Below are 13,147 nucleotides of genomic sequence, written 5' to 3'. Positions count from 1 at the left end.
CTCAAGCCGCGCGTTGGCGAGCCGGGACGGCAGGTAGCGCCCGCTTGTGGGCGGTGCGGCGGTAAGTTTGCAGGATGACCTCGGCGCTGGGCGGGGCCACTTGTTTGCCTTCCAGAAAATCGTCGATCTCGTCGTAGCTGACGCCCAGCGCTGCTTCATCGGGGCGAAGCGGACGCATGGTTTCCAAATCGGCCGTGGGAACTTTGTGCGCTAGCTTCTCGTCCCCTCCCAGTGCCAAGGCCATTGAGCGAACGCGACGCTTGGTGAGACCACCCAGCGGACTCAGGTCGAACCCACCGTCGCCAAACTTGGTGAAGAAGCCCATCACCGCTTCAGCGGCATGGTCAGTACCTACCACCAGCCCGTTCGTGGCGCCTGCAACAGCGTACTGCGCGATCATGCGCTGGCGCGCCTTGATATTGCCGAGCAAGAAGTCTTCCTGCCACTGGTCGTTGAATTTGAGGCCACCGGCCTTCAACTGCGCGAGCATTGCGTCGGCTGCCGGCTTGATGTCTATCTCCAGCGTTTCATCCGGATCGATGAAGGTCAACGCGCGCTGGGCGTCTGCATGGTCGGCCTGCTCACCATATGGCAGCCGCATTGCGATGAAGCGAACCTGCATGCCCGAGGATCGCAGATGCTCTGCCGCAATTTGGCACAGCCGCCCGGCGACACTCGAATCCACCCCCCCGCTAATTCCCAGCACAAGAGATCCTGCGACGGCTCGGCGCGCATAGTCCATGAGGAACTGCGTGCGCCTGGTGATCTCTGCAGATACATCAAAGTGCGGATCAATCCCCAGCTCGGCGGCAATGTGATTTTGATCTTCCGTCATGGCCAGAGATCCTATCGCCGCTTGAAGGTAACCGGATCAAGCTCTGATGGCCAGGTGCCACTGTCCATCACGCCAAAGCGCCCAGTGCCAACGTTCTGCGGTGGGGTTTGGCCCAGGGCATGGCCCAAGGGAGCCAACGTGAGACGCACGATTTGGGCCAGTACCTCCGAGCAAAAGTGAGTCCTCCAGGCCAGACCGAGCATTGCTGCATGGCTACGCAAGTGCAAGCCAAGATACGGCTGGGAAATAATATGGCCCAACTCAAGCGCACGCCATGCCGCGAGCCGGTCGCCGGCTGCTTCGCGAGAAGCTGCGAGACCCTTTTCACTCAGGAATGCGGCGTGGGCGAGGGCATAGTCCTTAGCCCGAGCGCCTTTTGCCACAGGATGACTGCGAAAGGGGTAGACCAGTTGGGCGCTGTAGTTCATCGGGAAGTCCGTTTCTTTCAGGCCCACTTCGTTGGCTTCAAGCCTGTGCTTTGGTAGCCGGAAGGTGCCGAAGATGTGGTCCCAAACCATCCAGAACTCGCCGAAATTGACTTGAGCGTCCTCGTACTCGCGCTTATGGTGCCAGCGGTGGACTTCGGCAGCACCGATCACGTAGCGCAGCGGCCCGACCCGGTAGTCCAGGTTGGAGTGTTGGAAGGCCAGGTGCACGGCCAGCAGGCCGAGCCATGCCCCGACGGCCATCGCAGGTGCACCCATCAGCACCACAAAGAGCAAGCCGGGCGTGGCCATCATCCCTGCATGCAGGGGGTGCCTGCGCTCGCCGTTGAGCCAGTAGAGGCGTTCCGAGCTGTGATGGATCGCGTGGAACCGCCAGAGCCAGGCCACGCGATGGCTCAGCCAATGGACGCTGTAGAGGCTGAGATCGAGTACCACGCCGACGGCAACGGCCTGCGCCCACAGCGGCCACTGGCCCGGCCACCAGGCGCCGGTTGACCACAGAGGCGCCAGCGCAGCAATGACGCCGTGGACGGCGAGGAGCACGCCGAGGTTGACCACTGTATGCATCGCGTCGCAAATGGTGTCCCGGTAGTCGCGAGCCCATGCCGCGTGAAAGGGCAGCCGCCGCTCCAGCAACGCGACGCAAGCGAGCGCTGCAGCCACCGTCAGCGGCACCGTGGGGAAATACGGCCAGCCACCAGCGAGCCCGCCGAAGAGCATCAGCGCGGTAGCGCCGAAAATCAGCGGGTAGCTGCCGTACTGAATTACCGCCGTCAGCAAGGGGGGTGTTTTCGTACTCATCATCTCTCCTCACAAAGATCAGGAAAGGATTGGAAACCCTCTAGCTACAGTAGAGTCAAGCAGCCAGGTCAGAGACCCCCCGCAGACTCAGGGCGGCGCCGTTTCGCGCCAACTATGCACCTATAGTCCCCGCCGATGGCGCGCATCGTGCGCTCCACAAGTGCATTGCCGCTACATGTTCAATCCGCCTACGCCCCTCGCTGCTCACCTCCTCATGCTGCTGTTCCTGTTGTGGGGTGGCGCGGCATCGGCGCAGCTTGGCGGCAAGAGCGTAGTGGTGACAGAGCGCACGCGCGCCGAGCTGCTGGCCCATGCACCCGAGGGCTTGGAGCCGGGCAAGCCGGTCTGGGTCGGCCTGCAACTCACGCATCAGCCGGAGTGGCACTCGTACTGGAAAAATCCCGGTGATTCTGGACTTCCCACCAAGCTCGAATGGAAGCTACCCGCAGGGGTCCTGGCGGGTGAAATTGCCTGGCCAATGCCTCGCAAGTACCCGATCGGCACGTTGATCAACTACGGCTATGAGCACACCGTGCTGTTGCCGGTACCCTTGAACATCTCGTCTGATTTCCAACCCTCGCTCCTGAGTGGCGCGCTGGAAGTCAAGCTCAAGGCGCAGTGGTTGGTGTGCCGCAAGGAGTGCATCCCCGAGGAAGGCGAGTTTTTGCTGGCGATTCCTGCAAAGAGTGCGATAGCCCTGCATGGGCCCGTCTTTCAGGCGAGCTTCGCGGCACAGCCCAAGCCGCTGGCGGATAAGGCCACCGTCACGATTGACGGAACTTCTTTGCGGCTTCGCGTCAGCGGGCTGCCAGCGGATCTTCGGAACAAGCCATTGGAGTTTTTTCCCGAGACGCCGGAAGTAATCGAAACTTCCGCGCAATGGAGTCAAGCTTGGGACGGTCAGGTCTGGACTGCTCAGGTCCCGCTCTCGCCACAGCGAAGCCTGAGCCCGGATGCGATGCCGATCGTGCTGACACAAGGCAACCAAGGGTGGAGTATTGACGCCCGGGTGCAAGGCACGTGGCCTGCGACCGCCGCTCCGGCCGCTGTGTCGCCAGCGCTGCAAGAAGCGCTTCGCAAGAATGTGACTGCAGCCGCGGCGGAGTCGGGCGCCAGGCTGACGTTCATGGCCGCCTTGCTGGGTGCTCTGCTCGGTGGACTGATTCTGAACATGATGCCCTGCGTCTTTCCGGTCCTGGCGATCAAGGTGCTCGGCTTCGCCCAACATGGCAGCAACCAGCGGGCCCGGCGCCTTGACGGGGTGGCTTACTCCGCAGGGGTGGTGGCGTCGTTTGTGGCGCTGGGACTGCTCGTCGTCGCACTGCGCGGTGCGGGGCAGCAGCTCGGCTGGGGGTTCCAGTTGCAGGTGCCCGGGGTGGTCGCCGCGCTCGCATTGTTGTTCACGCTGGTCGGACTGAACCTGGCTGGCGTGTTCGAGGTCCGCCAGTTCATCCCGAGCCGCTTGGCTTCACTGCAAAGCAGCCATCCAGCGGTGAACGCCTTTCTGTCCGGCGTGCTGGCGGTCGTGGTAGCGTCACCCTGCACGGCCCCTTTTATGGGCGCTGCACTGGGATTCGCGGTAGGACTGCCCGCCGCTCAAGCCATCTTGATCTTTGCGGCGCTTGGCACCGGCATGGCGCTGCCGTATCTTGTCGCCAGTTGGGTCCCGGCCTTTGCGCAACTGCTGCCTCGCCCCGGTGAGTGGATGGTGAACTTGCGCCAACTGATGGCCTTCCCGATGTTCGCTGCGGTGGTGTGGCTGTTGTGGGTGCTGGGCCAGCAAAGCGGGATCGATGCAGCCAGTGCATTGCTGGTGGTCTTGATTGCCACCAGCATGCTGGCATGGAGCCTGGGCTTGACGGGCCGCACGCGCGTGATCGTCGGTGTGATCGCGGTCGCGTGGGCGGTGGGATTTGCCTGGCTGCTCGCAGGCAAGGTCGGCACCGTGCGGCCGCAGCAGGCCGTAGAGGCGAATGATGGCACTTGGCAGGCTTGGGTGCCGGGACGGGTGGAGCAGTTGCTGGCCAGCGGCCGCCCGGTGTTTGTCGACTTCACCGCGGCATGGTGCGTCACATGCCAGTACAACAAGAAGACCGTACTTCAGAACCCTGAGGTGCTGGCCGACTTTGCAGCCAGGAACGTGGCATTGTTGCGCGCCGACTGGACGCTGCGCGACCCGGCGATTACCGCCGCGCTAGGGGAACTCGGTCGCAGCGGCGTACCCCTATACGTGTTTTACACCAACAAAGCCCCAGCTCAAATTCTCTCCGAGATATTGAGCGCTTCCGAACTGCGTGCGGCGCTCACAGCTGCGCCCTTGGCGCCTTCACCGACAGTTACGCAGGCGTCGCAGTAGCTAAGTGCGCCAGTGCTTGACCCTCTAGCCACTGCAGGCTTCAAGATGTGCGGACTCTAAAGGGACAAGCATGGCTGAACACTACGAAGACGACGAACTAGGTGGGTTGGACGCGAGCAACGCGGCCGATCGGAAAATCTTGCGGACCGTGTTGATGATCAACCTGGGTCAGTCCGCCGCCGGCATCGGTCTTGGCATATGGGCTGCCTCCACCGCACTGATGGGCGCCGGGCTGGACAACCTCGCCGACGCTTCGGTCTATGCGGTCAGCTTGTACGCCGTCGGGCGAGCGGCCATGGTCAAAGTGCGCGCAGCTCGTTTGTCGGGCTACTTGCTTATTGGCCTCGCCGTGTTGCTATTGGTGGAGGTTCTTCGCCGCTTCGCCGGGGGCGAGGAGCCTGTGGGACCAGCGATGATGGCGATAGCTGCGGTGAACGCGGCTTTGAACTTGGTGTGCTTGAGGCTGCTACGCCGTCATCGCGGTGAAGATGTGAACTTCAAGGCGTCGGCGATCTTCACGAACAACGACTCCATCGTCAACGGTGCCATTGTGCTGTCCGGGGCGTTGGTTATGTGGCTGGGATCGAACATCCCGGACTTGCTGCTGGGCGTTGTCGTAGCTGCCATTGCAGCGAATGGGGGACGCGAAATACTGCGGGAAGCATCGGAAGCCGCGCAGGAATAGTTACGGATTTCATGCTGCACCAATACGGTGAAAAGCCTGGTCTTGTCTCCATGTCGTAAAGCGAACAAGGGTAGCCAGAGCGACCCTAAGACTTGCCGCATTCCAGGCAGGAGGGCCCAGAGGAATCATCTGCACCCCGGATTTGCCTGCCTTTCAAAAACACCCTTCCCGGCACGATACATGCCACCCACCCGTCGTTGTAGGGGTTTCATAGAGATCACAACAGATAAACCCTTATTAACTTATTCGAATTTCTCCGAAGAATGAGCTCCAGAACGCAACAAACTAGTATGTAATATCGTAGTATGTACCACGGTACGAAATAGTTGGAGGAATGCCATGGCCAGAGGTGGAATCTACAAGTCCGAGGTGCTGCGAGCCAGGGATCGGCTGGTGAGCCTAGGGAAGTACCCCTCCATCGATGCCGTACGCATCGAGCTTGGCAACACCGGATCCAAGGCCACCATCCACCGGTACCTCAAGGAAATTGAAGAGGACGAAGCCAACGCCGCGGCGCCCAAAATCAGTATCAGCGAAGAAATCGCAGAGTTGGTCAACCGCCTCTCCGGCCGGCTGGAGTTCGAGACCAATGCGAGGGTGGTTGCGCTCATGGAGGAGTTCAACGGCAAGGAAGTCCAATTCAAAGCCAGCTTGGACGCATCCAGAAGTGAGGCAGCGGCGACCAGGCAGCAGTTGGAGCAGGCCGGGGCCGAGTTGACCAAGGAGCGCGACGCCGCAGAGGGCGCCGGCAGGCAGCTGGCAACCAAGGAGAAAGAGCTGGCCCAGTTGACCGAGCAGGTTGCCCAGTTGCATGCACGAGTGGAGAGTGCCCAAACTCACAGCCAGTCGCTGGAAGAAAAGCACACCCATGCTAGGCAAGCGCTGGAGCACTTTCGTGAAGCGTCCAAAGAGCAGCGCGAGCGCGAGCTCCGCCAGCACGAGCAGCAGCTGCAGTACCTGCAAACGGAGCTGAGCAAAGCGAATGCGGCCGCCTTGGCCAGCCAGCAGCAAATGCGCAACGACCATCAGCAGAACCAGGCGCTTTCACGGGAGCTGGGCCTGGCCAGGTCACAGCTCCAGCAGCTTGGAACACAACTGGAAGTGACCCAGCAAGCCGCTCAAGGCTTTGCGGATATGCCCCAGCAACTGGAAGAGTTGACAGCAAAGGTCCTGAGCCAGGAGGAAGAAAACACCCGTTTGCGGGCCGATCTGCTCCAGGCCACTCAGCGCAATCTGGAGCTGGAGCGACAGCTTTCAGCAACCGTCGCAGCAGATGCCGCTCGTCAGCAACTCACGACAGAGTTGATGAATCGCCTGGACGCGCTTCGATCTCCCGCAGGCAAATGAACGACCCCACATTCCAGTTCACCCATTGCTGGAGACGGCTGCCGGGACCCGGACCTCTTCAACCCGAAAACTGTCAACACACTATATATAGTGTTTTTGTAATTGTAAAAACACTATAGGTAGCGTTGTTACCGTTTTGCGCATCGTTTGGAAATTTGATCCAATCGGGCCCTAGCGATGAAGGGAAACTGAGGTTTAGGGCTGCCGCAGGCAACAGTGGGGCGATAAAGCGAGCGCGATGATGGCTCGCGTTCTCCCCAGAGACTGCCTCCCCGCGCTTTGCCCGCGCTGGTGGCTTGAATTCTCAGACTCGGCCCTGATTTGCGCTGCTGAGGAGAGCTACCTGGCGCCAAGTGCCCCGGGGGAAATTCAACCAGTTGGAGCGAGTATGGCGAAACGGAGTTGGAGCGAAGCTGCGGCGAAAAAGCGCATCACAGCGCGATTGGCCGAAGTCAGTACGGTGACCATCAAGGAGTACGTGCGAACCACTGACCTGCAGGGGATCGCAAATGGGGTTGCCTATCGAGTGGATGGTGTCCACCTGTACATCGACATCCTGAACATCGGTGACATGCTCAATGTCACGGACTACGAGGGCACCACAAGCCATCGCCGTACGCTCAGGTTCCTGAACTTGCACTACCGCGCTGTACGCGACATTCTGGCGGATGTTGATGCAATCGAGATCGATTTCCACAACCAGCGATTGCACGCCGTGTTCGCCAAGCCCTACGGGGATGAGAAAGCGCGCATCCTCAAGGCGGTGGCCACGGCTCAATTGATCCGTGATGTGCTGGCCAAGACCGGTGAAGGTGGTGACGACCCATTGCCTGCGGCAAAGACGCGTGTCGGCATTGACTCCGGCAAGGCCCTGGCTGTAAACAATGGCCGGCGGTCAAGCCGCGAGCCGCTGTTTCTCGGCGATCCCGCCAATCAGGCTGCCAAGCGAGCTGGGGGCGATGTTGAGGGCATCTACATGACCAACACTGCCAGGGCGGTACTCGGGTGGGACGAAGTCATCGATATGGACGATACGGCATTGACCCAAGCCCAGATCGAAGAAGCCCAGAAGGCAGCAGACCTTCCGGTGACCGTCAGCAGTGTTGTCAAAAGCTGGGAGGCTGATCTGGCGAACAATCCGATCGGGTCATTTGACTTCTCTCGCCACACCCCACCGTTCAAGGATATCGACCTGGAGAAGCTGACGCCTGGCAACTCCCGTCGCCAGGAAAGCACATCCGTCTATGCCGACATCGACAACTTCACGCGCTACATCACGGACCGAATTGAAGACGATGAAAGTGCAGCAAGTGTGGTCAAGACACTCCACGTACTGCGTGGCGAGCTCGATTCGGTACTCTATGACGATTTCGCGGGCCGCAAGATCCGCTTCATCGGAGACTGCATACACGGCATCCTGGTAGAGGGTACTGCCCAAACCACCGACGACGCCGAGACGGCCAAGAACGCTCTGCTGTGCGCCGCGGCAATGCGTAGCAGCTTCAATCTGGCGATGAGCGAGCTCAAGGCGGCAGAGATCGACGCGGGCGATCTTGGGTTGGCGATCGGCGTGGAGCACGGTGTTATCTCGGTCACCCGCCTTGGCATCAAAGGTGAGCGTACTCGTTGCTGCATCAGCCGCTCAGTGCTTGCCTCCGAGGGTGAGCAGAAGCGCTGCAATGGCCGCCAGACAGCCATGGGTCCCGAACTCTACAAACACGCTCCTGAGCAGTTCCAGACGCTTTTTGGTGCCGACCGGCGCCGCGCCGACTTCGACTATGTCGCGGCCGAAGAGGCGCTCAATCCGAAAGCCGAAGCGAAGAAGGCAGCCGCGCTCAGCGGTGGGCTCTTGCAGCCCGCCACGGCTACAGCAGCAGCGGCTGGCTTCTCCTTTGGCAAGGTCGCAGCGCAGCCCTCCAATAGCCAGCGAGGCTTTGCTTGAACTGGTTCCAGCGGTTTCCTGCCCGTCTTTTGCACGAACAGGAAGCCCTTGGGAATCTGCTCTCCCAAGGATGGGTAAAACGAGTAGTTTGGGCGGTTGATGAGTCGGCAGGAACGGTATCGGCCGAGGTTGATTTTGAAGCGGGCGGCAAGCTGCGAGAAGTCAGACTCGTCTATCCGTTTGTCTATCCCTTCTGCCCGATACAGGTATTACCCCGGGCGGAAGGAGAGCGTTGGTCAAACCACCAGTGGCCGAGCGGTGAGCTGTGTTTGGAGATGCGTGCGGACAACTGGCACACAGACTTCAATGGGGCTGACATGCTGATCAGCGCACGCAATCTGCTTGGAACCGAAGCACTGGTCGATGATGCCGGCAATGCAATGCGGGTGCCAACAACCCATCACGTCACACCGGCGCAATTGCTGCATTTCAAAGCTGCGCGTCTTGTCATCAGCGACGCAATGATTGCTGAAGTGATCCGGCGAGGAGGAGATGTACATGGCATGGACCTCACGGCTGTCGATCACGAAAACTGCGTAGTGCATTTCGCAGTCGGCCTGGTCGGATCCGCAGAGCACGACGCCTGGGTAGATGTGGGAATCCCCTCGCGGTTACGAGCCAAGGCGAATCGGCTAGCGAGAGTCGCTTTGCTCCAGAAGGGCGACGCGCGCCACCTCGCACTGCTTGACAAGAATCTCTCCCCTGACGAGGTCTGGGCGCAGTTCTCTTCGATTGCGTATTCAGGATACGGTGTCGCCATCGGCCTCTTGGATGGACAAGTGCTCGCCAAATGGCTGGGAGAAAAGGCCTACGACTTAGCCAAGGTTCCTATGGACTACCAACAACGAGCGCCGGCTCGGAACAATGCGATGGCCGGCAAGCGTGTGGCCATCGTAGGCTGCGGCTCAATGGGAAGCAAGGTCGCTGCTAGTCTCGCTCGTGCCGGCGTCACGGACTTCTACCTCGTAGATGGCGATGTAATGAAGATCGCCAACATTGTGCGCAACGATCTCGACTGGACGGCAGTTGGTGCGCACAAGGTGGATGGCGTGACAGAGAGGCTGCAGGCGATCAATCCGGAGATCAAGGTTGATGGTTGGATTGGCGATCTTGGAGGGCAGTTTTCCACGGCAAACCTTGTTACTTGCCTGAGAAAGCTGGCCGAGTGCGATTTGATTGTCGAGACCACAGCCAGTGGCCAAGGGTTCGGCATGGCCGCCCAGGTTGCGACGATGGATGACATCCCAATGGTGTGGGGGCGCGTGTTCGGCGGAGGATATGGCGGCTACGTTGCGCGTAGTCGGCCTGGCCTTGAAGCGGATGCACTTGATGTGCGGCATGAAATCTATACTTGGATGACCAATCCTGAGTTTCCAAAGCCGCCCAAGGACAGTGACATTGACTATGGAGTTGAGCCTGACCACCAGCCGAGCATGATTGCTGATGATGCGGATGTGTCGGTCATCGCAGCCCATTTGGCGCGCATGGCACTTGATGCACTGCTTCCTGCCAACGAATCGGACTACCCATTTTCGGCTTATGTCATCGGGTTGCGTAGAGAATGGATCTTCGCAGAGCCATTTCAGACATTCCCGATTAAGCTTAGGCCACCACCGCCCTTGGGTGGGATTGGCGCCAACCTTTCGACGGCCGCCACAGTTCTGCCAGACCTTGTGCCTCCGCGTGAACAATGATCGACATCATTCTCAGCGCCAGATGCGTGCGCAAGCTCAAGAGGGAGTTGAAAGCTGCGGGACGCAACGAGATCGGTGGCGTGATGGCCGCCGAGCAGATTGCGGACGGCCAGTTTCTCGTCATAGATCTTTCCGTGCAGCGCGATGGCACCCCGACTTCGTTTGTGCGCGACCCGTTGCAGCATCGCAGGTTCATGCGGCGCTTCCGCTTGCTCACAGGGAACAATCCTGAGCGATTTAACTACCTCGGCGAATGGCACTCCCATCCCAGCTTTTTGGCGTTGCCAAGTCCACCTGACGTCTGGAATATGCATTTGGAAATGCATGATCCTGAACAGACTTCCTCATTTCTCATGCTGCTGATCGTCAAGCTTGGCGGGAGCGGCCGGCTGGTGGGGTCCACCCATGCCTTTCGTAGAGCGCATGCACCGATTCGCGTCAGGCTAAGTGCATCCGACGGTGTATCTGTTCAAGAAGAGGCGGATTTCAGGAGAACGGTGCCTGGGCGATCCTTGCAGCAAGATCAAGGGGCTTTCACGCCGGCAAAACGCTTTCGCAGAGAATTTCGAGGAGATCAACGTGAGTACAGAAAATGAACGCCTGCAAACGGCGCAGTGGGTATTGGAGCGCAATCTTGGCTGGGTTGCAGCCGCCGAAGTAAAAGTGGGCGTCATCGTCGCCATCGACACCGCTATGCTGGGAGGACTAGGGGCAGCTTTCAGCACGGCTGATGTGGCAATGCGCACGCAGTGGGCCTATTTGTTCACGCTAGGAGCGGCGCTTTGCTTGGGTATCGGTCTGGTTTGCGCAGCTTTTGCAGTTCTGCCTCGCGTTAATGGGCCCGCTACATCCTTGCTTTTCTTTGGGCGCATAGGAAAAACTGAGGAGGCCGACTACATCAACAGTTTTAAAGGTGCTTCCATTGACGCACTTCTCACGGATTGGACATCTCAAATTCACCGCAACGCTCAAATTGCCTGCGAGAAGTTTCGCTGGGTCCGACACGGGATGCTGTGGTCGTTTTTGGCCATTCTGCCTTGGTTCGCGGCAATCATCACACTAATCCACAAGTAACCTGTTGGACTTCACTGAGATTTGACCCGCTGCTTGAATCGGGTAATTACTCAGTGAAGTACAAAAATCAACTAAATGGAGGGGTGAATGGTGAACGCCCGTGGATTGGTTAAGGTTGCACACGAAAAGGCCATTGTCGATATATTTCTCGAGGAGCTCAATCGACGTCACCGCTCAACATACGTTATTGCTGAGCAGCCAGACCCGCCGGATGCGATTATTCGATCAAAAAGGGCATGCAGCTGGGTAGAGGTGACTATGGCCCCGCTGAACAAAAGATTCGCTGCCGATATAATGTCTCATGCTACGCTTGGCGAGACTCCAAAGCCGATGGAATCTGGGATCGTAAACCCTGACGCCCAATTTTTAGACGGCTTGGTAGAGGTGATAAAGAAAAAGCTGGAGAAGGGTTCTTACTCAAGTCTGCACGAGAAGTATGGCTCCGGTTATCTTCTTGTGTCAGTTCAGAACCCATTTTTTGACCTCAGCCTATTGCCATCGATGCACGAAGCTTGGGAACAGGCGCCTATTCGCAACCTGGGATACTTCCGGTCAGTTTACTTGGCGGGTCGAAGGAAATGGAGCAATGGGTATTTCGTCCATCGCTGGCTGGATTCCAGCCGCCTGGCTTCTAAATGCGGAATTTAGAAATTTCGTTGCAAAATTCCGACCGAAGGTAGTTCTACAGCTTTGAGACGGCATCAATCAAAAGCGTTGCTCCATCTTTGGCTTGATTGCCCAAGTAAATTGCCGCCTTGGTAAACTTCTCAGCTTCTCCTGCGACAGCCGCCGCAGATTTCAGCGCGCCGCCCAGTTTTTCCCGAAGCGTTCGAACGGGCGGGGATTCTGCGTGAGTGTCCAGCGCCGCTTTGATTTCTTCCTCATCGAAGTGGGCATCACTCACTGCCTTGCGAACTGCGCTGCGAAAAGGTGCTGCCCCCTGGACACGGAACATCCGAAGCGCGCGATTGAGACTTTCCAACTGCTGGTCGGCATATCGCCGAAGCGAAGGGGGGATGCCTTCCACCTCAAGCGCTTGGCGTAGCTCGTCAATTTTCTGTGTCAACTCTGCCACCGCCGCATCTTCCACGACGACATCTTCGTTCGGCAGAACCACCGAAGCCCAGCCAAGCGCTAGTAGGGCCTCACCAGTGATGTATTGCGCTGACTGAGAGCCTTGCGCATTCAGAAGATGGACGTGGAGAGAGTTCCCCAAGTGGTGCACCTGGGGCCCGATCAGTCCCTCTGGGATGCCCGCCGCCTTCGTCGCCTCCAGCACCGCTGGAATCTCCCTTGCGATGGCCGTGATCAGCTCTGCGGCGAGACGCGCGCTCTCCACCTCATTTTCATTGCCTGGCAGCCCTGCAGCCCTTAGCCACCCTGCGCTTGCAGCCGCATTTGGGTTTGGATGCACAAGCTGAACTTTTGCAGCGGAAAGAATTGCATACAGCCGTCCTGCAGCGTTGTTGCCAAGAACCTCGGGTGATATCGTCATTGAGTTGTGCTTCTGAGTTAAAGGGAGCAGCCCTGTTGAGCGCGGCGAACCTGGCCGGCATAGCCCAGGGCGCCACCATGTGCCCGTGAGGCCGCTGACCGACGCCGAGTTTTCATCACGTGCGCGATCGGCGGAACCGAGGAGCGCAAGGTCAAGACCTTTGGCAATGTCGCGGCCCCTGCTAAGTTAAATGCCGAGCAGTATGGCGTGAAGCGTGGCGGACACAAGGGCAACATTACGTCGCACCAAAAGACGCCTTCCTGGTTCGCAACGAGGGGGGCTAATTTTGACCAACACGACTGCGCAGGCTGCCCCATCGGTGATCCAAAACGGCAGAGCGTAGTGCCCCTCTGGGTAGAGGGCGCTAAAGGCTCGACAGTAAAAATTTGCACGTGAAATGAGCTGCCTAAATTTTAAGCAAACCTCAAAGCAGCTCTAAGTTGTTGATTTTATTGGGTTGAGTTTTTGACCA

Annotated in this window: 11 protein-coding genes; 8 read left to right on the top strand and 3 right to left on the bottom strand. The window is 58.9% G+C overall.

Annotated features, from left to right (window positions below; translation table 11 throughout):
• Nucleotide 1: 1 nt before the first annotated feature.
• Together nadE and HNP48_RS06735 are read right to left on the bottom strand one after the other, a co-directional pair.
• A complete protein-coding gene (nadE, locus tag HNP48_RS06740; RefSeq protein WP_184856121.1) occupies nucleotides 2–835 on the bottom strand; it encodes an ammonia-dependent NAD(+) synthetase in 834 nt (277 codons plus the stop codon).
• Nucleotides 836–846: 11 nt separating this feature from the next.
• On the bottom strand, nucleotides 847–2,082 hold the full coding sequence (locus tag HNP48_RS06735) for a sterol desaturase family protein (RefSeq protein ID WP_184856120.1): 1,236 nt from the start codon (nucleotides 2,080–2,082) through the stop codon (nucleotides 847–849).
• Nucleotides 2,083–2,296: 214 nt separating this feature from the next.
• Here HNP48_RS06735 and HNP48_RS06730 point away from each other — a divergent pair, with 214 nt between their 5' ends.
• From HNP48_RS06730 to HNP48_RS06695, 8 genes are all read left to right on the top strand, one after another.
• Nucleotides 2,297–4,438 carry a protein-disulfide reductase DsbD gene (locus tag HNP48_RS06730; protein WP_260420119.1) on the top strand — a complete coding sequence of 714 codons (2,142 nt, stop codon included), beginning with the start codon at nucleotides 2,297–2,299 and terminating at the stop codon, nucleotides 4,436–4,438.
• A 70-nt stretch (nucleotides 4,439–4,508) separates the two neighbouring features.
• The gene (locus tag HNP48_RS06725) at nucleotides 4,509–5,123 is read left to right on the top strand and encodes a cation transporter (RefSeq protein ID WP_184856117.1); all 615 of its coding nucleotides are present in this window, start codon (nucleotides 4,509–4,511) and stop codon (nucleotides 5,121–5,123) included.
• Nucleotides 5,124–5,462: 339 nt separating this feature from the next.
• Nucleotides 5,463–6,470: a DNA-binding protein gene (locus tag HNP48_RS06720; protein ID WP_184856116.1), complete on the top strand. Its 1,008-nt coding sequence runs from the start codon at nucleotides 5,463–5,465 to the stop codon at nucleotides 6,468–6,470.
• 388 nt (nucleotides 6,471–6,858) lie between these two features.
• Complete coding sequence (locus tag HNP48_RS06715; protein ID WP_184856115.1) at nucleotides 6,859–8,412, top strand: adenylate/guanylate cyclase domain-containing protein; 1,554 nt, start codon at nucleotides 6,859–6,861, stop codon at nucleotides 8,410–8,412.
• Nucleotides 8,409–10,106, top strand: a complete 1,698-nt coding sequence (locus HNP48_RS06710; RefSeq protein ID WP_184856113.1) for a ThiF family adenylyltransferase — start codon at nucleotides 8,409–8,411, stop codon at nucleotides 10,104–10,106. The genes HNP48_RS06715 and HNP48_RS06710 overlap by 4 nt, the downstream gene beginning before the upstream one ends.
• Complete coding sequence (locus HNP48_RS06705; protein WP_184856112.1) at nucleotides 10,103–10,702, top strand: Mov34/MPN/PAD-1 family protein; 600 nt, start codon at nucleotides 10,103–10,105, stop codon at nucleotides 10,700–10,702. The genes HNP48_RS06710 and HNP48_RS06705 overlap by 4 nt, the downstream gene beginning before the upstream one ends.
• Complete coding sequence (locus tag HNP48_RS06700; RefSeq protein ID WP_184856111.1) at nucleotides 10,686–11,180, top strand: Pycsar system effector family protein; 495 nt, start codon at nucleotides 10,686–10,688, stop codon at nucleotides 11,178–11,180. The genes HNP48_RS06705 and HNP48_RS06700 overlap by 17 nt, the downstream gene beginning before the upstream one ends.
• 87 nt (nucleotides 11,181–11,267) lie before the next feature.
• Complete coding sequence (locus HNP48_RS06695) at nucleotides 11,268–11,828, top strand: hypothetical protein (protein ID WP_184856109.1); 561 nt, start codon at nucleotides 11,268–11,270, stop codon at nucleotides 11,826–11,828.
• Between the two features lie 34 nt (nucleotides 11,829–11,862).
• Here the strand turns inward: HNP48_RS06695 and HNP48_RS06690 are convergent, their stop codons facing one another.
• On the bottom strand, nucleotides 11,863–12,675 hold the full coding sequence (locus tag HNP48_RS06690; protein WP_184856108.1) for a hypothetical protein: 813 nt from the start codon (nucleotides 12,673–12,675) through the stop codon (nucleotides 11,863–11,865).
• Between the last annotated feature and the right edge of the window lie 472 nt (nucleotides 12,676–13,147).

This window comes from Acidovorax soli (genome assembly GCF_014207955.1).
In the GTDB taxonomy this organism is placed as follows: domain Bacteria; phylum Pseudomonadota; class Gammaproteobacteria; order Burkholderiales; family Burkholderiaceae_C; genus Acidovorax; species Acidovorax soli_A.
This window is presented reverse-complemented; position numbering and strand designations above follow the sequence as displayed.

Bases quoted from the DNA above. Each gene is read 5' to 3' on its own strand.
- HNP48_RS06730 (WP_260420119.1), top strand. From the start codon at position 2,297: ATGCTGCTGTTCCTGTTGTGGGGTGGCGCGGCATCGGCGCAGCTTGGC.
- nadE (WP_184856121.1), bottom strand. From the start codon at position 835: ATGACGGAAGATCAAAATCACATTGCCGCCGAGCTGGGGATTGATCCG.
- HNP48_RS06705 (WP_184856112.1), top strand. From the start codon at position 10,103: ATGATCGACATCATTCTCAGCGCCAGATGCGTGCGCAAGCTCAAGAGG.
- HNP48_RS06725 (WP_184856117.1), top strand. From the start codon at position 4,509: ATGGCTGAACACTACGAAGACGACGAACTAGGTGGGTTGGACGCGAGC.
- HNP48_RS06735 (WP_184856120.1), bottom strand. From the start codon at position 2,082: ATGAGTACGAAAACACCCCCCTTGCTGACGGCGGTAATTCAGTACGGC.
- HNP48_RS06715 (WP_184856115.1), top strand. From the start codon at position 6,859: ATGGCGAAACGGAGTTGGAGCGAAGCTGCGGCGAAAAAGCGCATCACA.
- HNP48_RS06720 (WP_184856116.1), top strand. From the start codon at position 5,463: ATGGCCAGAGGTGGAATCTACAAGTCCGAGGTGCTGCGAGCCAGGGAT.
- HNP48_RS06695 (WP_184856109.1), top strand. From the start codon at position 11,268: ATGGTGAACGCCCGTGGATTGGTTAAGGTTGCACACGAAAAGGCCATT.
- HNP48_RS06690 (WP_184856108.1), bottom strand. From the start codon at position 12,675: ATGACGATATCACCCGAGGTTCTTGGCAACAACGCTGCAGGACGGCTG.